20 protein-coding genes are annotated in these 19547 nt (G+C 72.1%); 7 read left to right on the top strand and 13 right to left on the bottom strand.

Annotation, left to right across the window (positions count from 1 at the left end; translation table 11 throughout):
* Positions 1 to 15: 15 nt before the first annotated feature.
* Complete coding sequence (locus ACFYOJ_RS23915; protein ID WP_356558255.1) at positions 16 to 768, bottom strand: MBL fold metallo-hydrolase; 753 nt, start codon at positions 766 to 768, stop codon at positions 16 to 18.
* A gap of 205 nt (positions 769 to 973) precedes the next feature.
* Between ACFYOJ_RS23915 and ACFYOJ_RS23920 the strand changes: the two genes are divergently transcribed.
* Positions 974 to 1429, top strand: a complete 456-nt coding sequence (locus ACFYOJ_RS23920) for a type II toxin-antitoxin system PemK/MazF family toxin (protein WP_356558254.1) — start codon at positions 974 to 976, stop codon at positions 1427 to 1429.
* Between the two features lie 4 nt (positions 1430 to 1433).
* On the opposite strand, the gene ACFYOJ_RS23925 is transcribed toward ACFYOJ_RS23920, so the two are convergent.
* The 7 genes from ACFYOJ_RS23925 to clpS all read right to left on the bottom strand — a co-directional run bounded on the left by ACFYOJ_RS23925 (position 1434) and on the right by clpS (position 6258).
* Positions 1434 to 2384 (bottom strand): cysteine synthase, encoded by a 951-nt coding sequence (locus tag ACFYOJ_RS23925; RefSeq protein WP_356558253.1) that lies wholly within the window; start codon positions 2382 to 2384, stop codon positions 1434 to 1436.
* Between the two features lie 5 nt (positions 2385 to 2389).
* Entirely contained in the window at positions 2390 to 2668 is a 279-nt protein-coding gene (locus ACFYOJ_RS23930; RefSeq protein WP_356558252.1) for a MoaD/ThiS family protein, read from the bottom strand.
* 99 nt (positions 2669 to 2767) lie between these two features.
* Complete coding sequence (locus ACFYOJ_RS23935) at positions 2768 to 2863, bottom strand: putative leader peptide (RefSeq protein WP_310873142.1); 96 nt, start codon at positions 2861 to 2863, stop codon at positions 2768 to 2770.
* Between the two features lie 79 nt (positions 2864 to 2942).
* Positions 2943 to 3365, bottom strand: coding sequence for a M67 family metallopeptidase (locus ACFYOJ_RS23940; RefSeq protein ID WP_356558251.1), 423 nt, complete (start codon positions 3363 to 3365; stop codon positions 2943 to 2945).
* Between the two features lie 135 nt (positions 3366 to 3500).
* On the bottom strand, positions 3501 to 4928 hold the full coding sequence (locus tag ACFYOJ_RS23945; RefSeq protein WP_356558250.1) for an amino acid permease: 1428 nt from the start codon (positions 4926 to 4928) through the stop codon (positions 3501 to 3503).
* 362 nt (positions 4929 to 5290) lie between these two features.
* Positions 5291 to 5899: a DUF2017 domain-containing protein gene (locus tag ACFYOJ_RS23950; RefSeq protein ID WP_356558249.1), complete on the bottom strand. Its 609-nt coding sequence runs from the start codon at positions 5897 to 5899 to the stop codon at positions 5291 to 5293.
* A gap of 41 nt (positions 5900 to 5940) precedes the next feature.
* The gene (gene clpS / locus ACFYOJ_RS23955; RefSeq protein WP_356558248.1) at positions 5941 to 6258 is read right to left on the bottom strand and encodes an ATP-dependent Clp protease adapter ClpS; all 318 of its coding nucleotides are present in this window, start codon (positions 6256 to 6258) and stop codon (positions 5941 to 5943) included.
* Positions 6259 to 6357: 99 nt separating this feature from the next.
* On the opposite strand from clpS, the gene ACFYOJ_RS23960 reads away from it, so the two are divergent.
* Positions 6358 to 7704 carry a nicotinate phosphoribosyltransferase gene (locus ACFYOJ_RS23960; protein WP_356558247.1) on the top strand — a complete coding sequence of 449 codons (1347 nt, stop codon included), beginning with the start codon at positions 6358 to 6360 and terminating at the stop codon, positions 7702 to 7704.
* 141 nt (positions 7705 to 7845) lie between these two features.
* On the top strand, positions 7846 to 8433 hold the full coding sequence (locus ACFYOJ_RS23965) for an isochorismatase family protein (RefSeq protein ID WP_356558246.1): 588 nt from the start codon (positions 7846 to 7848) through the stop codon (positions 8431 to 8433).
* Between the two features lie 102 nt (positions 8434 to 8535).
* Here ACFYOJ_RS23965 and ACFYOJ_RS23970 read toward each other — a convergent pair whose 3' ends face one another.
* Entirely contained in the window at positions 8536 to 10887 is a 2352-nt protein-coding gene (locus tag ACFYOJ_RS23970; protein ID WP_356558245.1) for an immune inhibitor A domain-containing protein, read from the bottom strand.
* Positions 10888 to 11277: 390 nt separating this feature from the next.
* Between ACFYOJ_RS23970 and ACFYOJ_RS23975 the strand changes: the two genes are divergently transcribed.
* Positions 11278 to 11559 (top strand): hypothetical protein, encoded by a 282-nt coding sequence (locus tag ACFYOJ_RS23975; protein ID WP_388597769.1) that lies wholly within the window; start codon positions 11278 to 11280, stop codon positions 11557 to 11559.
* A gap of 58 nt (positions 11560 to 11617) precedes the next feature.
* Here the strand turns inward: ACFYOJ_RS23975 and ACFYOJ_RS23980 are convergent, their stop codons facing one another.
* Both ACFYOJ_RS23980 and ACFYOJ_RS23985 read right to left on the bottom strand, forming a co-directional pair.
* On the bottom strand, positions 11618 to 12391 hold the full coding sequence (locus ACFYOJ_RS23980; protein ID WP_356558243.1) for an RDD family protein: 774 nt from the start codon (positions 12389 to 12391) through the stop codon (positions 11618 to 11620).
* Positions 12392 to 12470: 79 nt separating this feature from the next.
* Positions 12471 to 14039, bottom strand: coding sequence for an RDD family protein (locus ACFYOJ_RS23985; protein ID WP_356558242.1), 1569 nt, complete (start codon positions 14037 to 14039; stop codon positions 12471 to 12473).
* A gap of 274 nt (positions 14040 to 14313) precedes the next feature.
* On the opposite strand from ACFYOJ_RS23985, the gene ACFYOJ_RS23990 reads away from it, so the two are divergent.
* A complete protein-coding gene (locus tag ACFYOJ_RS23990) occupies positions 14314 to 14727 on the top strand; it encodes an SsgA family sporulation/cell division regulator (protein WP_356558264.1) in 414 nt (137 codons plus the stop codon).
* 7 nt (positions 14728 to 14734) lie between these two features.
* Here the strand turns inward: ACFYOJ_RS23990 and ACFYOJ_RS23995 are convergent, their stop codons facing one another.
* Complete coding sequence (locus ACFYOJ_RS23995; protein ID WP_388597773.1) at positions 14735 to 16246, bottom strand: FAD-binding oxidoreductase; 1512 nt, start codon at positions 16244 to 16246, stop codon at positions 14735 to 14737.
* Between the two features lie 92 nt (positions 16247 to 16338).
* Here ACFYOJ_RS23995 and ACFYOJ_RS24000 point away from each other — a divergent pair, with 92 nt between their 5' ends.
* Positions 16339 to 17754 carry a tetratricopeptide repeat protein gene (locus ACFYOJ_RS24000; RefSeq protein WP_356558240.1) on the top strand — a complete coding sequence of 472 codons (1416 nt, stop codon included), beginning with the start codon at positions 16339 to 16341 and terminating at the stop codon, positions 17752 to 17754.
* A 21-nt stretch (positions 17755 to 17775) separates the two neighbouring features.
* Here ACFYOJ_RS24000 and hppD read toward each other — a convergent pair whose 3' ends face one another.
* The gene (hppD, locus tag ACFYOJ_RS24005; RefSeq protein WP_356558239.1) at positions 17776 to 18921 is read right to left on the bottom strand and encodes a 4-hydroxyphenylpyruvate dioxygenase; all 1146 of its coding nucleotides are present in this window, start codon (positions 18919 to 18921) and stop codon (positions 17776 to 17778) included.
* Positions 18922 to 19045: 124 nt separating this feature from the next.
* On the opposite strand from hppD, the gene ACFYOJ_RS24010 reads away from it, so the two are divergent.
* Entirely contained in the window at positions 19046 to 19531 is a 486-nt protein-coding gene (locus tag ACFYOJ_RS24010; protein WP_356558238.1) for an Lrp/AsnC family transcriptional regulator, read from the top strand.
* Positions 19532 to 19547 lie beyond the last annotated feature (16 nt).

Here is a 19547-nt window from a genome sequence, read left to right on the forward strand (position 1 = left end):
TGGGCGCCGTCGTCGTCAGATCTCGTACACCGTGCCCGGTGCCGCCACGTCGACCGGGCCGGTGTAGGCCGCGCGGGCGTCGGTGAGGTTGGTCTGCGGGTCGGTCCACGGGGGGATGTGGGTGAGGACCAGGCGGCGGGCGGCGGCGCGGGTGGCGCTCTCGCCGGCCTCGCGGCCGTTGAGGTGCAGGTCGGGGATGTTCTCCTTGCCGTGCGTGAAGGCGGCCTCGCACAGGAACAGGTCGGTGTCCCGGGCGAGTTCGTCCAGCACGGGGGTGGGGCCGGTGTCGCCGGAGTAGGTCAGTGTCCGGCCCGCGTGCTCGATGCGGATGCCGTAGGCCTCCACGGGGTGGGCGACGCGCTCGGTGCGCACGGTGAACGGGCCGACCTCGAAGGCGGAGGGCTTGACCGTGTGGAAGTCGAAGACCTCGCTCATGGAGGAGGCGGAGGGGGTGTCGGCGTAGGCGGTGGTGAGCCGGTGCTCGGTGCCCTCGGGGCCGTAGACCGGCAGGGGGGCGCAGCGGCCGCCGTCGTGCCGGTAGTAGCGCGCGACGAAGTAGGCGCACATGTCGATGCAGTGGTCGGCGTGCAGGTGGCTGAGGAAGATCGCGTCGAGGTCGTAGAGACCGCAGTGGCGCTGCAGCTCGCCGAGGGCGCCGTTGCCCATGTCGAGGAGCAGCCGGAAGCCGTCGGCCTCGACGAGGTAGCTCGAGCAGGCCGACTCCGCGGACGGGAACGACCCCGAGCAGCCGACGACGGTGAGCTTCATGAAGCAGAAACCTCCGCTGGCGGGTGGGGAGGGGACGGGGGTCGTGCGGTTCGTCGAGCGTAAGGCGCGAAACCTTCGGTCGCTCCTTCGCCAGGGGTGGTTGTGGGCGAACTCACCTGCGCTGTCACCGGTTCGGCTGGTCGTGGGGAGTGCGGGGCGTTCGCGGGGGCGCGCGGTGGTGGTGTGCGCCGGTAACGTCGTCGGTATGGACACGTCCTGGTGGCTCGCGCTCGCGGCGGTGGTGATTCTCGCGTTCGTCGCGGCGGTCACCGACGGCTGGGGGCGGGGGCGGCGGCCGGCGGGCAGGCGGCGTCCGCCGGGGTATCCGAGGGGTCCGCGGGACCGGGCGGTACGGCCGCGGCCCGCGGAGATCTGGTGGGCGGCGGTGCCCTTCGAGGACCGGGCGGGGTCGAAGGACCGGCCGTGTCTGGTGCTGGCGGTGCGGGGGCGGCGGGTGCTGGTCGCGAAGATCACGTCGCGGTACCGGGAGGGTCGGGCCGGGGTGGTCCCGCTGCCGCCGGGGGCCGTCGGGGACGGGCGGGGGCGGACGAGCTTCCTGGAGACGGACGAGCTGCGTCAGGTGCCGGTGGGGGATTTCCGGCGCCGGGTGGGCGAGGTGGACCCGGCCCTGTGGGACCAGGTGCGGCACCTCGCCCGGTGAGGCGTCAGGCCCAGAGCTGGCCCTGGAGGGTGGCGATGGCCTCTTCGGTGGTGGCGGCGGTGTAGACGCCGGTGGAGAGGTACTTCCAGCCGCCGTCGGCGACGACGAACACGATGTCCGCGCTCTCGCCGGCCCTGACCGCCTTGTTGCCGACGCCGATGGCGGCGTGCAGGGCGGCGCCGGTGGAGACGCCCGCGAAGATGCCCTCCTGCTGGAGGAGTTCGCGGGTGCGGGTGACCGCGTCGGCCGAGCCGACGGAGAAGCGGGTGGTGAGCACGGAGGCGTCGTACAGCTCGGGCACGAAGCCCTCGTCGAGGTTGCGCAGGCCGTAGACCAGGTCGTCGTAGCGCGGTTCGGCGGCGACGATCTTCACGTCGGGCTTGTGCTCGCGCAGGTAGCGGCCGACGCCCATCAGCGTCCCCGTCGTGCCGAGGCCGGCGACGAAGTGGGTGACCGAGGGGAGGTCGGCGAGGATCTCGGGGCCGGTCGTCGCGTAGTGGGCGCCGGCGTTGTCCGGGTTGCCGTACTGGTAGAGCATCACCCAGTCGGGGTGCTCGGCGGAGAGTTCCTTGGCGACGCGTACGGCGGTGTTGGAGCCGCCGGCGGCCGGGGAGGAGATGATCTCGGCGCCCCACATGGCGAGCAGGTCGCGGCGTTCCTGCGAGGTGTTCTCGGGCATCACGCAGACGATGCGGTAGCCCTTGAGCCTGGCGGCCATGGCCAGCGAGATGCCGGTGTTGCCGCTGGTCGGCTCCAGGATCGTGCAGCCCGGGGTGAGGCGGCCGTCCTTCTCCGCCTGCTCGATCATGTGCAGGGCGGGGCGGTCCTTGACGGAGCCGGTCGGGTTGCGGTCCTCCAGCTTGGCCCAGATGCGGACGTCGTCGGACGGCGACAGCCGCGGCAGGCGCACCAGGGGGGTGTTGCCCACCGCGGCCAGCGGGGAGTCGTACCGCATCCCGATCAGGCCATGCCGCCGGCGACGGCCGGCAGGATCGTGACGTTGTCGCCGTCGGCGAGCTTGGTGTCGATGCCGTCGAGGAAGCGGACGTCCTCGTCGTTCAGGTAGACGTTGACGAAGCGGCGGAGCTGCTCGCCGTCGACGATGCGGGCCTGGATGCCCGTGTGGCGGGTCTCGAGGTCGGCGAAGAGCTCGGCGAGGGTGTCCCCGTTGCCCTCCACCGCCTTCTGGCCGTCGGTGTACTGGCGGAGGATGGTGGGGATGCGGACCTCGATGGCCATGGCTGAGGGCTCCTGTCGGAAGGTGTCGTGGGTTCGGTGGGGCGCGCGGCGGCGCGCGACGGCCCGCCGCGGCTCACGGCCGTACGGCGGCAGCGGGGGTCAACAGATGGCGCTGTTCAGCCTGCACAGGTCGACGTGCAGCCGCGCCACGAGCAGGGTGCCCGGCGCCTTTTCGCTCACGTCGAGAAGAACCATGGGCTCATCGTATCGATTCCCGGTCGGGCTTCCGGAGTGTGATCTCACGCCTCGGACATTTTCCGTCCGGGGGGCGAGATCAGTAGGAGTCCACGACCTTGACCTCCTCCTCCGTGACCTCGCCGTCCACGATCCGGAAGGAGCGGAACTGGAAGTCGCCGAGGCCGTCGGTGTCGGCGGTGGAGACGAGGACGTAGTGGGCGCCGGGCTCGTTGGCGTAGGTGATGTCGGTGCGGGAGGGGTAGGCCTCGGTGGCCGTGTGGGAGTGGTAGATGACCACCGGTTCCTCGTCGCGGTCGTCCATCTCGCGGTAGAGCTTGAGCAGATCGCCGGAGTCGAACTCGTAGAAGGTGGGCGACATGGCCGCGTTCAGCATGGGGATGAAGCGCTCGGGGCGGTCCGAGCCGGCCGGGCCCGCGACGACGCCGCACGCCTCGTCGGGGTGGTCCTTGCGGGCGTGGGCGACGATCTGGTCGTAGAGGGCCTGGGTGAGGGTCAGCATGTGCGCCAGGATAAGCAGAAGGGCTGCTCCGTACCGAGGGGTGGTACGGAGCAGCCCACATGCCGGACGTCCTGAGCGGCGGCCGCCGCGGGGCGCCACGAGAGCTCCCGGCGGCCGGACGTCCGGGCGGGTGCGTCAGCGCCTGGCGAAGGCCGCGGCCTTCGGGTTGCGGCGCCTGAGCACCAGGTAGGACACGCCGAGGAGCAGGCCCCACAGCGGCGCGCAGTACAGCGAGATGCGGGCGTCCTTGTCGATGCCCATCAGCACGATCACCATGCCGATGAAGGCGAGCGCGAACCAGCTCGTGTACGGGGCGCCGGGGGCGCGGAACTCCGAGCGGGGCAGTTCGCCGCGGTCGGCCTTGGCGCGGTAGCGGATCTGGGAGATCAGGATCATGATCCAGGCCCACATGCCGGAGATGGTGGCGAAGGAGACGACGTAGTCGAACGCCTTGCCGGGCCACTGGTAGTTGATCCAGACGCCGACCATCATCAGCGCGGCGGAGAACGTCGTGCCGATCAGCGGGGTGCCCCGGGACGTCAGCCGCGTGAACAGCTTCGGGCCCTGGCTGTTGAGTGCGAGGTCGCGCAGCATGCGGCCGGTGGAGTACATGCCCGAGTTGCAGGAGGACAGCGCGGCCGTCAGGACGACGAAGTTCACGATGCCCGCGCCGGCGGCGAGGCCCATCTTCTCGAAGGCGGCGACGAAGGGGCTGACGCCCGGCTGGAAGTGCGTCCACGGCACCACCGACAGGATCATGATCAGCGCGCCGACGTAGAAGACGGCGATGCGCCACGGCACGGTGTTGATGGCCTTGGGCAGGACGGTCTCGGGGTCCTTGGACTCGCCCGCGGTGACGCCGACCAGTTCGACGGCGAGGAAGGCGAACATGACCATCTGCAGGGTCATGAGGCTGCTGCCGACGCCGTTGGGGAAGAAGCCGCCGTCGTTCCAGAGCTGGGAGACGGAGGCGGTGTCGCCGGCGTCCGAGAAGCCGATCGTCAGGACGCCGGCGCAGATGAGGATCATGCCGATGATCGCGGTGACCTTGACCATCGAGAACCAGAACTCCAGCTCGCCGAAGAGCTTCACGGAGATGAGGTTCGCGCCGTACAGGACGACCGTGAAGACCAGGGCGGACACCCATTGCGGGATGTCCCACCAGTACGTCATGTAGGCCGCCGCGGCGGTGACCTCGGTGATGCCGGTGACGACCCAGAACAGCCAGTACGTCCATCCGGTCACGAAGCCCGAGAAGGGGCCGATGAACTCGCGCGCGTACTCCGAGAAGGAGCCGGAGACCGGGCGGTACATCAGCAGTTCGCCGAGGGCCCGCATGATCAGGAAGATGACGCAGCCCGCGATGGCGTAGGCCAGGATCAGGCTGGGGCCGGCCTTGGAGATGCCCTTGCCCGCGCCGAGGAAGAGGCCGGTGCCGATGGCGCCGCCGATGGCGATCATCTGGATCTGCCGGGCGCCGAGCCCGCGCTGGTATCCCTCGCCGCCCTCGTGCTGCACGGCCTCGCTGCCGTCGCGATGCTGGTCGACCTGCGCAGAGGTCATGTGTGGTGCGCCTTTCTCCATGCCGATCCGGGCCTCGAGTCGGCCGCGGATCGGGTCTCGATCCCCCCGGATGATGGAGCTGAGCGGGCTTCACGGGCCTGCTCGTGCCTGGCCGGCGGTTACCGGCTCGGTGGCGCACCCGGTCGAACATGCGGGTGGTGTTCGCCGGGCGGTCGTGAAGATTTATCACGGCCGCAACGGAGACCACAGGCACGGCCTGTGACGCATCACACAAGGAGAAGGGGGCAAAAGCCATCTGAACGGCGCATACGGGGGCACCGTTTTCACAGGATCGTTATGCGGACGTGAGCGTCCTCTGAGCGGACACCCGTGCCGGGCACTCCGGGGCGTTGCCGGTCGGATCAGGGCATCAGGGTCGTGACGAGCGTCTCCTGGAGGCTGCCCAGCCACAGGTACGCCATCACCATCGGCTTGCGCGGGTCCTCGTCGGGGAGCCGGTAGAGCAGGTCGGTGTCGTCCTCGTCGGTGATCTCCAGCCGGGAGCCGATCGCCAGGCGCAGGTCGTTCAGGGTGCCCAGCCACTGCCGGGACTCGTCCGGCGACAGCTTCAGCACCGCGCCGTCCTCGCCCGCCGCCTCCGAGGCGAGGGCGTCCAGGGCGCGGATCACCACGAGGGCGTTCTGCCGCTTGCCGGCGCGCAGGTCGTTCTCGGTGTAGCGGCGGAACTCGGCGGAGCGCGCGCGCCGCTCCTCGGCCTCCTCGGGCCGCGGGGTGCCCTCGGGGTCGCCGTAGGCGTCCGGGAACAGGCGGCGCAGCACCGGGTCGGAGGGCGGTTCGCTGGGGCCCTCGGCGAACAGCTCGGCGAGCGGGTCGGCGGAGGCGTCCTCGGCGGGACCGGGGCCGATCAGCTCCAGGAGCTGCACGGCGAGCGAGCGGATGATGGAGATCTCGACGTCGTCGAGGGCGACGGCCGCGCCGCCGCCGGGGAGCGGTTCGAACTGTCCTGGCATGGAGGTGATTCAGCTACTTCCGTCCTGCGGGCGGGCGTGGGTCATTTCCGGTCCTGCTGGAGGGTGGCCCACAGGCCGTAGCCGTGCATGGCCTGGACATCCCGCTCCATCTCCTCGCGCGAGCCGCTGGACACGACCGCCCGGCCCTTGTGGTGGACGTCGAGCATGAGCTTGGTGGCCTTGTCCTTCGAGTAGCCGAAGTACGTCTGGAAGACGTAGGTCACGTAGCTCATGAGGTTGACGGGGTCGTTGTGCACGATCGTCACCCAGGGCACGTCGGGCTCGGGTACGGCGAAGACCTCCTCCGCCGACTCGGTCTTCTCGATCTCCATGGGTGCGGCTGCCGTCACACTGCCCATGCTGCCACCACAGGGGGGCACTCGCACAAACGGGCCTGTGGGCCATGCCACGGAACCACAAATCGTCAAACTGACGAAATGGGAGTACGATCGGTCGTCATGAACACAGCGGACCTTGGGCTGCCGGTGGACGTTCCCTCGACGGCGCTCTTCACGGACCAGTACGAGCTGACCATGCTCCGAGCCGCCCTGAAGGCCGGCACGGCCTCGCGGCGCAGCGTCTTCGAGGTCTTCACGCGCCGGCTGCCCGACGGCCGCCGCTACGGCGTGGTGGCCGGTACCGGGCGGGTGCTGGACGCGGTGGAGAACTTCCGTTTCGACACCGGCGTGCTGCGCTTCCTGCGGGAGAAGGACGTCGTCGACGACGAGACCCTGGACTGGCTCGCCGGCTACCGCTTCAGCGGCGACATCTGGGGCTACCCGGAGGGCGAGGTGTACTTCCCCGGCTCGCCGGTCATGCGGGTCGAGGGGACCTTCGGCGAGTGCGTGCTGCTGGAGACGGTGATCCTCTCCATCCTCAACCACGACTCGGCGATCGCCGCCGCCGCCTCCCGCATGGCCTCCGCCGCCGGGGAGCGGCCGTTGATCGAGATGGGCGCCCGCCGCACCCACGAGCTGGCCGCGGTCGCCGCCGCCCGCGCCGCCTACGTCGGCGGCTTCGCGACCACCTCCGACCTGGCCGCCGGCTTCCGCTACAACATCCCCACCGTCGGCACCTCCGCCCACGCCTTCACCCTGCTCCACGACACCGAGCGCGACGCCTTCCGCGCCCAGGTCGACTCCCTGGGCCGGGGCACCACCCTGCTGGTGGACACCTACGACGTCGCCGAGGCCGTCCGTACGGCGGTGGAGGTGGCCGGGCCCGAGCTGGGCGCCGTGCGCATCGACTCCGGGGACCTGCTGCTGGTCGCGCACCGGGTGCGGCAGCAGCTGGACGAGCTGGGCGCCACCGGAACGAAGATCGTCGTCACCTCGGACCTGGACGAGTACGCCATCGCCTCGCTGGCGGCGGCGCCCGTGGACGCGTACGGCGTCGGCACCCAGCTGGTGACCGGGTCCGGGCACCCGACCGCCTCGATGGTCTACAAGCTGGTCGCCCGCGCCGAGACCGACGCCGCCGGGGCGCCGCTGGTGCCGGTGGCCAAGAAGTCCAGCGGCGGCAAGACCTCGATCGGCGGCCGCAAGTGGGCCGCCCGCCGCCCGGACGCCGACGGGTACGCCGAGGCCGAGGTCGTCGGCACCGGACCGGTCCCCGCCGGCCTGGCCGGCCGGCAGCTCCAGGTCCAGCTGGTCAAGGGCGGCGAGGTCGTCGCCCGCGAGCCGCTGGAGGCCGCCCGCGACCGGCACGCCGCCGCCCGCGCCAACCTGCCGCTGTCCGCCACCCAGCTGTCCCGGGGGGAACCCGTCATTCCGACGGAGTACGTCCACGGGGGCTCGGGTAGCTAAAGCTGGTGTCCCGCGAAAGGTCCCACGGAAGGCCCCGCGAGGGGCCCCGCACCACCCGTCCCTCCTCGTCCCCCGCTCCCCCACCACCCCCGTGGCCGGCCCGGTCGCCCCGGACGGCCCAGTAGTCGAAGGACACCGCCCATGCGCCGCGCCCTGATCGTCGTAGACGTGCAGAACGACTTCTGCGAGGGAGGCAGCCTCGCGGTGGCCGGCGGTGCCGACGTGGCCGCCGCCGTCACCGAGCTGATCGGGCAGGCCCCGGCCGGCTACCGCCACGTCGTGGCCACCCGCGACCACCACATAGCGCCGGGCGGCCACTTCGCCGACAATCCCGACTACGTCCACTCCTGGCCGGCGCACTGCGTCGCCGGCACGGAGGGCGTGGGCTTCCACCCGAACTTCGCCCCCGCCGTCGCCTCCGGCGCCGTCGACGCCGTCTTCGACAAGGGGGCGTACTCGGCGGCCTACAGCGGCTTCGAGGGCACCGACGAGAACGGCACCGCGCTCGCCGACTGGCTGCGCGCCCGCGGGATCGACGAGGTCGACGTCGTCGGCATCGCCACCGACCACTGCGTGCGGGCCACCGCCCTGGACGCCGCCCGGGAGGGTTTCCGCACGCAGGTGCTCCTCGACCTGACCGCCGGGGTCGCCCCGGCGACGACCGAGCGGGCGCTGGAGGAGCTGCGGGAGGCGGGCGTGGAACTGACCGGCAAGCCGGTCGTCCTGTAGGCGCCGCCGGGCGGGGCGCACGCGCGGGAACACGGAACGACGGATCGGCGGTGACCCGTTCGGGATCACCGCCGATCACGCTCCGGTCAGGGAAGTCGCCGCTTACCTGCCCGCGGGACCGACCTCGAGCTCGATGGTCGAGCCGTTCCTGGCCTCCTTGAGGATCTTGATCTTCGTGTTGGTGTCAGTGATCCTGACACCGCCGGTCGGGTTCGCCGGGTCGTAGTAGGTGTTCGTGCGGTCGTTGAAGACCGAGACCCCCTTCGAGCCCGGGAAGTACGTCGCCACGTCCGCCTTGTGCAGCGTGATGCCGTCCGTGCGGTAGAGGCTGAACGGCGAGTCGTACGACTGGATGCGGTTGCGCAGCGGGGTGCCGTCCTTCCACTTCATCGCGGTCGGGTGCGAGTCGACGGGCAGGAGCAGGCCGGTGCCCGGGTGCTGGCTGGTGTTGTTGTCCGCCTGGGAGGTGTCCCACTTCCAGATCAGCAGGCCGTTCTGGTACGCGTAGTGCTCCACCCAGTCCGGACGCGAGGTGAAGCCGAAGTTGTACGGGCCGGTCTCGAGCGTCTTGTCGTACGAGACGTACTGCCGGTTCTCGGCGATGTAGTACTGCGCGTAGTCCTTGGTGAAGGACGCGCCCTGGCGGGTGAAGCCCTTCGCGGTCCACGCGGGGTCCGCGGTCTCGGCGTTGTCGGAGAAGAGCGTGGTGCCGTCGCCCGTCACCGTGATCTCGTCGGCCGTGAAGCCCTTCTGGGCCACGCCGCCGTCGGTCTGGTAGCGGAAGCGGAGGTCGATCTTCTTGCCGGCGTAGGCGTCGAGCGGGTACACGAGCGTGCCGTACTTCTCGGCCGTGCCGGTCAGGGCGGGCTTGTCGCTGCCGTCGCGCGGGATCGGGTTGCCGTCGAACGTGCCGTCCAGGGCGGTCCAGTTGGCGCCGCCGTCGGTGGACACCTCGGCGTAGAGGTAGTCGTAGTTGGCCTCGATGTCGTACCAGGCGTCGAGGGCGAGGGAGGCCGACGACCTGCCGGTGAGGTCGACGCTGCGGGTCAGCGTGTTCTTCAGGTCGTCACCGCTGCCGCTCCACCACTGGGTCTTCCCCTCGGCGGGGGTGACGATCTCGGTGGTGACCGCCTTCTCGGGCAGTTCGACGACCAGTGCCTGCTTGTGCTTGGTGTTGTACTCGGCCACGCCCAGCTTGTGCCAGGAGTTGACGCCCGCCTTGGCGGTGTCGTAGTTCAGCCAGCCGAGCTGGAGCTTGTCCCAGGCGGTCATGTCGCCGGGCAGGTCGCCGATCTCGTTGCGGCCGGTGCCCAGCCAGGAACCGGACGACATGAGCGTCCAGAAGCCGGTGGAGTTCTCGCCGCCGGCGGTGTCGTAGTGGTCCGGCAGGCCGAGGTCGTGGCCGTACTCGTGGGCGAAGACGCCGAGTCCGCCGTTCTCCGGCTGGATGGTGTAGTCGCCGACCCAGATGCCGGTGTCGCCGATCTTCGCGCCGCCGAGCTTGTTGTTCTCGGGGCCGGTGGCGCCGGCGTCGGTGCCGAAGGCGTACCAGCGGTGGGCCCAGATCGCGTCGGTGCCCTGGGCGCCGCCGCCCGCGGACTCGTCCTCGCCGGCGTGCACGATCTGGAAGTGGTCGATGTAGCCGTCGGGCTCGTTGAAGTCGCCGTCGCCGTCGAAGTCGTAGCGGTCCCACTCGTCGTAGCGGGCGACGTCGGCCTTGATCTGGGCGTCGGTGCGGCCGGCCGCCTTCTGCCGGTCGACCCAGGCGTTCAGGCCGTCGCTGACGACGTTCCACACGCTCGGGCAGTTGGTGTCGCCGCAGGCGTTGTTGCCGTAGCGGGCCTCGTTGTAGGGGACCTTCACCCAGTCGGAGACCTCGCCCTCGACCGAGTAGCGGCCGGAGGACTGCTTCTCGTAGTACGTCTTGACCGAGTCGACGCCCTTGCCGGAACCGAAGTACAGGTCCTGGAAGTGCTGCCGGTCGTAGTCCGCCTTCCAGGCCGTGGAGTTGTCCGTACGGCGGTCCGGCTTGGCGATCTGGTTGTGCAGCGGGCCCGGTTCGCCGCCGTAGCGGCTGTCGATCTTGTCGCCGAACTCGACCAGGATGGTGAAGATCTTGTCGGTCTTCTCCCGGCCCAGCTCGACGTACTTGGCGTCGCCCTTCTTGCTCTTCAGCTGGACGACGTTGGAGCCGTCCTTCTTCTTCACCGAGGCCTTGCCGGATATGACCTGGTTCAGGGCCTCCTCGCGCTGGGCCGCCCAGGTGTCGGTCAGGGGGCCCTTGAGGTCGTGCGAGTGGTTGCCCTTCTCCGGGTGCGGGTCGTGGCGGTCCACGGCCTCCGGGCGGGCGGGCGAGTCCGCCTGCGCCACACCGGCCGCGGACAGGGTGGCGGTGGCCGCGGCGAACGCGACCGCGGTCGCCGCGGTTCTGAACGTCCAGGATCTTCTGGTCACTTGAGTTCCTCCCCCGCGTCCACGCGCGCGGATAGGGGGACCAGGACATGGCAAGTCCGCGCACACGTGATCAACGCGTGTAGTCAAGTGACGACATTTGACTAGAGGTTCACCCGAAAAGACAGACCTTGACTTGGGCAGAACAAGTGCACTATGCGGAGCGGGCGTTCGCTTTGCGGACACCGACGCGCTGCCCACCGGCGGGTGTCCGGGAGGATGAATCCGTGCGCCCCCTGTGCACCTGCCCTGTCGGTCAGGTCACGCTTACTGTTTGTTCCACCAGGGCACACAGCCCGTTAGAGTCGCTTGGCGCAACGCCCGGAAGCCGGCGCGACGCCAGGCCGACCGCAGCTCCCAGCCCCCAGACCGCCTTCCGAGGACACGATGGCCATGCCCCGTCCGACTGTCGCCCAGTTCGTCTACGGTTCGTGCACCGTGATCTTCTCGGCGCTCGCCATGCTGCTGCTGTCGCGGGCGAGTTCGGGCCCGGGGGTCGCCGCCGTCGCCGTCACCGCGCTCGCCCTCGGGGTGCTGGTCGCCACGGTGGTCCCGCAGCCGAAGGCCGTCCGCCCGGTGCGGGCCCTGCGGCCGGCCGAGGCCGGGGAGCCGGTGCCCGCAGCCTCCCGGGTCACCGCGGGGGCCGGCGAGGCAGTGCGGGGCCGGGCCGCCTGACCCGGCGCGGAGCCCCCCGACCGCGGGCGTGGCCGCCGGGACGCGGACGGGACGTCGCTCAACGGGCGGCGACCACCACCGTCTTGGCCGCCTTGTCGTGCAGGCCCTGCTTGTAGGGCTTGTCGAAGAAGCTCCAGCCGCCCGCGATGACCGTCCACACGCAGGCGCAGCAGAACGCGAACGGGATCCACAGCACCAGGGCGCGGATCAGCGAGGTCTGCACCGAGGGCGTGGCACCGTTGTCGAGGTTGGCCACCCGCATGCCGAGCCACTTCTTGCCGAGCGTCTGGCCGGTGCGGGCGGTCAGGTAGGTGTCGTAGGCGATGTAGAGCACGGCGGCGATCAGGGACTGGCCGAAGGATTTCCCGACCGACATCTCGTCACCGCTCACCTGGTACTCCTGGACGTCGAAGGCCCAGCTGAGCAGCCAGACGACGATGCCCACGAGGATCATGTCGATGATGCGGGCGAGCGTGCGCCGGCCGCTGTCGGCGAGCGGGGCCATGCCGGCCAGCGGGTCGGTGGGAGAGGAGCCTCCGCCGTAGGGGTCACCACCGTAGGGGCCTCCGCCGTAGGGGCCTCCGCCGTAAGGACCGCCACCGGAGGGACCGCCGCCGTAGGGGCCTCCCCCGTAGGGACCGCCGCCGTAGGGGCCTCCGCTGTGGGGCGGGGGCTGTCCGCCTCCGTACGGGGGCGGGTTGTCGTACGGCGAGCCCGTGCCGCCCGGGCCCTGCCCCGGCCCCGGTTCCTGGCCGGGGGACGGGGGGCGTTTCCTCAGCGGGTCGTCTTCGGGCGGCTGCCCGCCGGAGCCGTGGGGCGGTTCGCTGCTCATGGCCCGAGTCGACCGCGAACCCTCCGGTGACGCATCCGGCGAGCGGCCGTCCGGAGTACGGCGCCGGGGCCGCCCGGCGTCAGCCGGCCACGAACGTGCGGGCCGCCTTGTCGTGCCAGCACTGGTGCCACGGGCGGTCGAACAGGCACCACGCGACGCCGACCACCCCGACGGCCAGGAGGCCGGGAACGCTGTAGACCAGCCAGCGGCGCAGCGCGGCGCCGAAGGAGGGGGGTTCGTGGGCCTCGATGTCCCGCACCTCCAGACCGAGCAGCTTCTTGCCCAGGGTGCGGCCCCACTTCGCGGTGGGCAGCGCCTCGTACAGGACTCCGAAGAGCAGCAGGACGGCCAGCACGACGCCCAGGTACGTGCCCGTCGTGCCGTCCAGCAGCCAGACGGTGACGGTCTCGCCGGAGAGCTTGGCCTGGTCGATCTTGTCGTTGACGTGGTCGAGCGCCTTGACGCCGAGCGGTACGGCGGCCGCGGAGGTGACGGCGGCGAGGACGACGGTGTCGATCAGCCGGGCGGCCAGCCGCTTGCCGAGCCCGGCGGGGCGCGCCGCGGCCTGGCGCCGGGCGGCTGCCTGGAACACGTCGTCGACCGGCGGTTTCCAGGGGGCGACGGGCTGTTCGTCCCCGCCGTTGTCGGCGAGTCGGTGCACCTGCTGGGCCCAGGACGCCTGACCGCCGCCCTGACCGGCCGCGGCCGGTGCGGCGACGGCGGGCCGGGGCTGGGCGGGCGCGGCGGGCTGGGGCGGTGACGCGACGGGCTGGGGCTGGGGCGCGGCGGCCTGCCGGGGGACGGCCGGGCCGCCCGGGGTGCCCGTCCGCTGCGGGCCGGACAGGGCCGCCGGAACGGCGGCGGGAGCCGGCTGAGGACCCGCCGGCCCCGGGGCGGCGGGCGCGCCGGTGTTCGCGGCGCGGGGGGACGTACCCGGCGGGACCGCGCGGAAGGTGATGGTGCCCTCGTCGGCGGCGGGCCTCCCGGTGGCCGCCGGTGCCGCCTTCGGCCCGGCCGTGGGACGGCGGAAGACGACGGTGCCCTCTCCGGTCCCGGCGGACGCGCTGCCCGCGGGGGCGCCGGCGGACGGGGAGGAGCCTCCGTCGGCCCTGCCGGCCCCGGACTCCCCGGCCCGCGCGGACACGGGGCCGCTGCGCGCCGCCCCGGCCCCGCCGTTCCCGGCCGCGGCGGAGGCCCCCGCACCACCGGCTCCGCCGGAGGCGGAACCTTCCCGCGCCGCCGGGCCACCGGTCGCTGCGGCCGGGGCGTGCGGCACCCGCGGGTCGGCGCCCTGGGCGTCGGGCCAGACGCCGTGCCCGCTCACCGGCCGTGCGGAGGGGCCGGCGGCCCAGGACGAGGCGGGCTCCGGACCGCTGCCGTGCGGGGACACGGCAGCGGCGGGCGGCTCCTCGGCCGGGTCCTCGTCGAAGAAGTGCGGCCCGGTCTCCTCCACGGAGGCGGGCGGCGGCGCGGCCGGCCGCACGCCGGGCGGCGGGGTGAGCGGCTCGCCGTCCTTGGGCGCCGGCCGGCTGGTGCCGGCCACCCAGGAGGCGCCGTTCCAGTACCGGACGTATCCAGGAATGGAGGGGTCCGGGTAATACCCTTCGCGGGGACTGTCGTCGCCGGGGGCCGGGGTTGGGGCGCTCATGTCCGTCGTCCCGTATCTGCTCGGGGGTGGATTGGGGGGCCTCCACATCTATCAGACCGGCGCCACCCGTATGAGCGGTCCCGCCGTACCGGCCCCTTTCCGGGCAACCTCGTGCACGGACCTTCACGCGAAGGGGGACTCCGGTGCCGTCGGGGAGGAGGCGCGGAAAAAAGTTCCGCGAACTCGCGTAATGCTCACGGCCGTAGCCGCTCTCCCTCGTGCGGGCCCGTTACGGGCGGCCCGCGCGAACCGTACGAGAGAGGACATGTCCGCCATGCGCATCACCGTCGTCGAGCGCGAGCTGGAGCTGAGGCTCATCCTGTCGCCCGAGCACAGCGTCCCGGTCCCGGCCAGGCTCGCCTACCTCGCGGACGACCCCTACGCCGTGCACGTCACCTTCCACATCGACTCCGGCCGCCCCGTGCACTGGACGTTCGCCCGCGAGCTGCTGGTGGAGGGGGTGTTCCGCCCGTGCGGGCAGGGGGACGTGCGGGTGTGGCCGTCGAAGGCCGACGGGCGCAGCGTCGTGCTGATGGCGCTGAGCAGTCCCGACGGCGACGCGCTGCTGGAGGCGCCGTCGGTCCAGGTGTCGGCGTGGCTGGAGCGGACGCTGCGGGTGTGCCCTCCGGGGAGCGAGGAGGGGCAGCTGGGCATCGACGACGCCCTGGCCGAACTGCTCGCCCGGTGACGGGTGTTCAGAAGAGCTTGCCGGGGTTGAGGATGCCCAGCGGGTCGAAGGCCTGTTTGACGGCCCGCTGCATCTCCAGCCCCACCGGGCCGAGTTCGCGCGCCAGCCACTCCTTCTTCAGCACGCCCACGCCGTGCTCGCCGGTGATCGTGCCGCCCAGTTCCAGGCCGAGGGCCATGATCTCGTCGAAGGACTCGCGGGCGCGGCGGGACTCGTCGGGGTCGGTGGCGTCGAAGCAGACGGTGGGGTGGGTGTTGCCGTCGCCGGCGTGGGCGCAGACGCCGATGGTGAGGCCGTACTTCGCGGCGATCCGCTCGACGCCCTCCAGCATGTCGCCGAGGCGGGAGCGGGGCACGCACACGTCGTCGATCATCGTGGTGCCCTTGACCGCTTCGAGGGCGGTGAGGGAGAGGCGGCGCGCCTGGAGGAGGAGTTCGGACTCGGCGGCGTCGTCGGCGGGGACGACCCGGGTGGCGCCGGCGGCCTCGCACAGCGCGCCGACGGCGGCGAGGTCGGTGGCCGGGTCGGCGGTGTCGAAGGCGGCGAGGAGGAGGGCCTCGGTGGTCTCCGGCAGGCCCATGCGGGCGAGGTCGTTGACCGCCTTGACGGTCGTGCGGTCCATCAGTTCGAGGAGGGAGGGGACGTGTCCTCCCTCCCGTCGCCCGCCGCCGCCCTTCCGCGGAAGCGCTTCGCGCCCTTCTGTTCTCATGATCCGGCAGACGGCGTCGCAGGCGGCGGCCGCGGAGGGGAACTCCGCGGCCAGCACGAGCTGCTCGGGCGGCTCGGGACGCAGGGCGAGGACGGCCCGGACGACGATGCCGAGGGAGCCCTCGGAGCCGACGAAGAGGCGGGTGAGGTCGTACCCGGCGACGCCCTTGGCGGTGCGGCGGCCGGTGGACATCAGGCGGCCGTCGGCGAGGACGACGTCCAGGCCGAGGACGTACTCGGCGGTCACCCCGTACTTGACGCAGCACAGGCCGCCGGAGGCGGTGCCGATGTTGCCGCCGATGGTGCAGGTCTCCCAGCTGGAGGGGTCCGGCGGGTAGGAGAGGCCGTGCTCGTTCACCGCGCGGGAGAGGGCGGCGTTGACGACGCCGGGTTCGACGACGGCGACGCGGTCGACGGGGTCGATCTCCAGGATGCGGTCCATCTTCGTCAGGGAGAGGACGATGCAGCCGTCGGTGGCGTTGGCGCCGCCGGACAGGCCGGTGCGGGCGCCCTGGGGGACGACGGGGACGCGCAGCTCGGTGGCGGTGCGCATGACGTGCTGGACGTCCTCGACGGTGCGCGGCAGGACGACCACGGCGGGGGCGCCGGCCGGGCAGAAGCTCGCCATGTCGTGGGCGTAGGAGGCGGTGACGTCGGGGTCGGTGAGGACGGCCCCGTCGGGCAGAGCGGCCCGCAGCCGCTCGACGAGGGTGCCGGGGACCGCCGTGGCCGCGCCGGCCGCGTGAGCTGTGCCGGCCACGTGGGCTGCGTCGTCTTCGTCGCGAGGCGCTTCGATACGGCTCATGATCACAGGGTGACACCCGGGGCCATCGGTGTGAACCCCGTCGGCGGCACCCTTCGCCTGCATGAGTGTGCTTGTCGTATTGACGCACAGTGAGCGCCATGGACATCGAGACGTCGAGCCCCCCGCCGGGCCGCCGCGGGCGGCGTGCGCGCCGGGCGGTGCTCGCCTCCGTCGCCGGGTGCGTGGTCCTCGGCGGAGTGCTGGTGCTGCTGCCCTGGGAGCGGGGCTCCGCTCCCCCGCCGGCGCCGGGCCCGGCGGCGCTCGCGCGCGGCGCGGTCACGGGCGGGGCGCCGGCCGCGCTGCCCGGCCTGGCCGTGCTGATCGGCGACCGGGAGCGGCATCTGCGGGCGCATCCGCTGGACGGGCCCTCGTGGGCGGTGCTCGGCGCGGCCTACGTGGAACAGGGCCGGCGCACCTCGGACCCCGCGAACTGGCCGAAGGCCGAGCGGGCGCTGCGCACCTCGCTGAAGCTGGGGGCGCGCGGCAATCCGCAGGCCCTGGAGTCACTGGCGGCGCTGGCGGTGGAACGGCGGGACTTCCGGGCGGCGAAGGAGTGGGGCGAGAAGGCGCTGAAGGCGGCGCCGCGACGGTGGACGGTGCACGCGGTGCTGATCGACGTGTACACCGGGCTCGGCGACCACGAGGCGGCGGGACGCTCCCTGGACAGGCTGAAGGAGCTGCGCCCGGGCCTGCCCGCCGTACGGGCGCGGGCGGCGGCCGTCTATCGGGACCGGGGCTGGCGGGAGGACGCGGCGGCGCAGATCGCGGACGCGGCGGCGGCCGCCGAGGCACCGGCCGAGCGGGCGGCGTACCTGGAGCAGGCCGGACGGCTGGCGTTCGAACGGGGGGAGCGCGAGGAGGCGCTGCGGTTCTTCCGGGAGGCGCTGCGCACCGACCCCGACCAGCGGGCCGCGCGGGCCGGGGAGGGCAGGGCGCTGGCGGCGCTGGGCCGTATCACCGAGGCCCTGGCCGCGTACCAGACGGCGCTGGCCGGGCGGCCGTGCCCCGAGTACGCGCTGGAGCTGGGCGAGCTGTACGAGTCGCTGGGGCTGGAGCGGGCGGCGCGGGCGCAGTACGGCCTGCTGCGGGAGCGGGTGCGCGTCGCGGAGGCGGCCGGGGCGGACGCGGAGCTGGTGCTGGGCCGGTTCGAGGCGGACCACGGGGACGCGCGGTCGGCGGTGGAGCGGCTGCGGGCCGAGTGGCAGCGGCAGCCGTCGATCGCGGTGGCCGACGCGCTGGGCTGGGCGCTGTACCGGTCCGGGGAGCACGAGGAGGCGCTGACGTTCGCGACGATCGCCACCGACGGCGACCGTGGCGGCGGGGTGCGCAGCGCGCTGTACGCGTTCCACCGGGGGATGACCGAGCAGGCGCTGGGGCGGTACGGTCCGGCGCGGCGCCATCTGCGGGAGGCGCTGATGATCAACCCGTACTTCTCGCCGCTGTGGGCGCCCGAGGCGGAGCGGACGCTGGACGGGCTGGGCGAGCCCTCGGTGGAGGGCCCGCCCCCGCGGTAGTGCCCGGCGCGGGCGCCGGTGTCAGAGGTTGCCGCGCCTGGCCTGCTCGCGCTCGATCGCCTCGAACAGGGCCTTGAAGTTGCCCTTGCCGAAGCCCATCGAGCCGTGCCGCTCGATCATCTCGAAGAAGACGGTCGGGCGGTCCTGGACCGGCTTGGTGAAGATCTGCAGCAGATAGCCGTCCTCGTCGCGGTCGACGAGGATCTTCAGCTCGCGCAGGGTCTCGACGGGGACACGGGTCTCGCCGGCCCACTCGCCGAGGGTGTCGTAGTACGAGTCGGGGGTGTCCAGGAACTCGACGCCGGCCGCCTTCATCGTGCGCACGGTCTGCACGATGTCGTTGGTGTTCAGCGCGATGTGCTGGACGCCGGCGCCGCCGTAGAACTCCAGGTACTCGTCGATCTGGGACTTCTTCCTGGCGATCGCGGGCTCGTTGATCGGGAACTTGACCTTGAGGGTGCCGTCGGCGACGACCTTCGACATCAGCGCGCTGTACTCGGTGGCGATGTCGTCGCCCACGAACTCCTTCATGTTCGTGAAGCCCATGACCTTGTGGTAGAAGCCGACCCACTCGTTCATGCGGCCGAGTTCGACGTTGCCGACGCAGTGGTCGATCGCCTGGAAGGTGCGGTGGGCCGGCGGCTCGACCATCGGCCGGGCGGCGACGTGGCCGGGGAGGTAGGGGCCGTCGTAGCCGGTGCGCTCGACCAGAGTGTGGCGGGTCTCGCCGTAGGTGGCGATGGCGGCGAGGACGACGGTGCCGTGCTCGTCCTTGACCTCGTACGGCTCCGCGAGGGAGCGGGCGCCGTGCTCGACGGCGTAGGCGTGGGCGGCGCGCGCGTCGGGGACCTCGATGGCGAGGTCGACGACGCCGTCGCCGTGCTCGGCCACGTGCCGGGCGAGGAAGCGGCCCCACTCGGTGGACGGTTTGATCACCGAGGTGAACACGAAGCGGGCGGAACCGTTCTCCAGGACGTACGAGGCGGTCTCGCGGCTGCCGTTCTCCGGTCCGGAGTAGGCGACCAGCTTCATGCCGAAGGCGGTGGAGTAGTAGTGCGCCGCCTGCTTGGCGTTGCCCACGGCGAAGACGACCGCGTCCATTCCCTTGACCGGGAAGGGGTCTGCCTGCCGGGCGGTGTCGGGAGTGTGGTGTGTGGTCTGCGTCATAGGCGCAGGGTCTCCCGCGTCCGCAAGGTGCGCAATAGTTTGCGTTTTCCCTGGGCAGTCTGCCCAGGGAAACGCCGGTGGCGGCGGGCGATCTGTACAGGATGACCAGCCGGGAGGGCGTCGGATGGGGATAGACCGTCTGGACGGGCGGATCATCGGGCTGCTGGCGCGGGAGCCGCGGATCGGGGTGCTGGAGATGTCCCGGCGGCTGGGGGTGGCGCGCGGCACGGTGCAGGCGCGGCTGGACCGGCTTCAGGCGAACGGAGTCATCCGCGGTTTCGGGCCGGACGTGGATCCGGCGGCGCTCGGCTACCCGGTGACGGCGTTCGCGACGCTGGAGATCCGGCAGGGCCAAGGCCCCGACGTCCGGGCGCACTTGGCGTCCGTGCCGGAGGTGCTGGAGCTGCACACGACGACCGGCACCGGGGACATGCTGTGCCGGCTGGTGGCCCGCTCGAACGCCGATCTCCAGCGGGTGATCGACCGGGTCGTCGGTTTTGATGGCATCGTCCGGGCCGCCACGGCGATCGTGATGGAGAACCCGGTTCCGCTGCGGATCATCCCGCTGGTGGAGCAGGCGGCCGAGGACCACGACCGACGACGTGAGTGAGACCGCCCGATCCCGG

This window comes from Streptomyces sp. NPDC006384 (assembly GCF_042870695.1).
In the GTDB taxonomy this organism is placed as follows: domain Bacteria; phylum Actinomycetota; class Actinomycetes; order Streptomycetales; family Streptomycetaceae; genus Streptomyces.

What these genes read in the sequence shown, in the direction of transcription:
- ACFYOJ_RS23920 (WP_356558254.1), top strand. Translation starts at nt 974, where the DNA reads ATGGACACGTCCTGGTGGCTCGCGCTCGCGGCGGTGGTGATTCTCGCG.
- ACFYOJ_RS23940 (WP_356558251.1), bottom strand. Translation starts at nt 3,365, where the DNA reads ATGCTGACCCTCACCCAGGCCCTCTACGACCAGATCGTCGCCCACGCC.
- ACFYOJ_RS23925 (WP_356558253.1), bottom strand. Translation starts at nt 2,384, where the DNA reads ATGCGGTACGACTCCCCGCTGGCCGCGGTGGGCAACACCCCCCTGGTG.
- ACFYOJ_RS23990 (WP_356558264.1), top strand. Translation starts at nt 14,314, where the DNA reads ATGCGCATCACCGTCGTCGAGCGCGAGCTGGAGCTGAGGCTCATCCTG.
- ACFYOJ_RS23965 (WP_356558246.1), top strand. Translation starts at nt 7,846, where the DNA reads ATGCGCCGCGCCCTGATCGTCGTAGACGTGCAGAACGACTTCTGCGAG.
- hppD (WP_356558239.1), bottom strand. Translation starts at nt 18,921, where the DNA reads ATGACGCAGACCACACACCACACTCCCGACACCGCCCGGCAGGCAGAC.
- ACFYOJ_RS23985 (WP_356558242.1), bottom strand. Translation starts at nt 14,039, where the DNA reads ATGAGCGCCCCAACCCCGGCCCCCGGCGACGACAGTCCCCGCGAAGGG.
- ACFYOJ_RS23935 (WP_310873142.1), bottom strand. Translation starts at nt 2,863, where the DNA reads ATGGTTCTTCTCGACGTGAGCGAAAAGGCGCCGGGCACCCTGCTCGTG.
- ACFYOJ_RS23975 (WP_388597769.1), top strand. Translation starts at nt 11,278, where the DNA reads ATGCCCCGTCCGACTGTCGCCCAGTTCGTCTACGGTTCGTGCACCGTG.
- ACFYOJ_RS23945 (WP_356558250.1), bottom strand. Translation starts at nt 4,928, where the DNA reads ATGACCTCTGCGCAGGTCGACCAGCATCGCGACGGCAGCGAGGCCGTG.
- ACFYOJ_RS23960 (WP_356558247.1), top strand. Translation starts at nt 6,358, where the DNA reads ATGAACACAGCGGACCTTGGGCTGCCGGTGGACGTTCCCTCGACGGCG.
- ACFYOJ_RS23980 (WP_356558243.1), bottom strand. Translation starts at nt 12,391, where the DNA reads ATGAGCAGCGAACCGCCCCACGGCTCCGGCGGGCAGCCGCCCGAAGAC.
- clpS (WP_356558248.1), bottom strand. Translation starts at nt 6,258, where the DNA reads ATGGGCAGTGTGACGGCAGCCGCACCCATGGAGATCGAGAAGACCGAG.
- ACFYOJ_RS23930 (WP_356558252.1), bottom strand. Translation starts at nt 2,668, where the DNA reads ATGGCCATCGAGGTCCGCATCCCCACCATCCTCCGCCAGTACACCGAC.
- ACFYOJ_RS24010 (WP_356558238.1), top strand. Translation starts at nt 19,046, where the DNA reads ATGGGGATAGACCGTCTGGACGGGCGGATCATCGGGCTGCTGGCGCGG.
- ACFYOJ_RS24000 (WP_356558240.1), top strand. Translation starts at nt 16,339, where the DNA reads ATGGACATCGAGACGTCGAGCCCCCCGCCGGGCCGCCGCGGGCGGCGT.
- ACFYOJ_RS23915 (WP_356558255.1), bottom strand. Translation starts at nt 768, where the DNA reads ATGAAGCTCACCGTCGTCGGCTGCTCGGGGTCGTTCCCGTCCGCGGAG.
- ACFYOJ_RS23950 (WP_356558249.1), bottom strand. Translation starts at nt 5,899, where the DNA reads ATGCCAGGACAGTTCGAACCGCTCCCCGGCGGCGGCGCGGCCGTCGCC.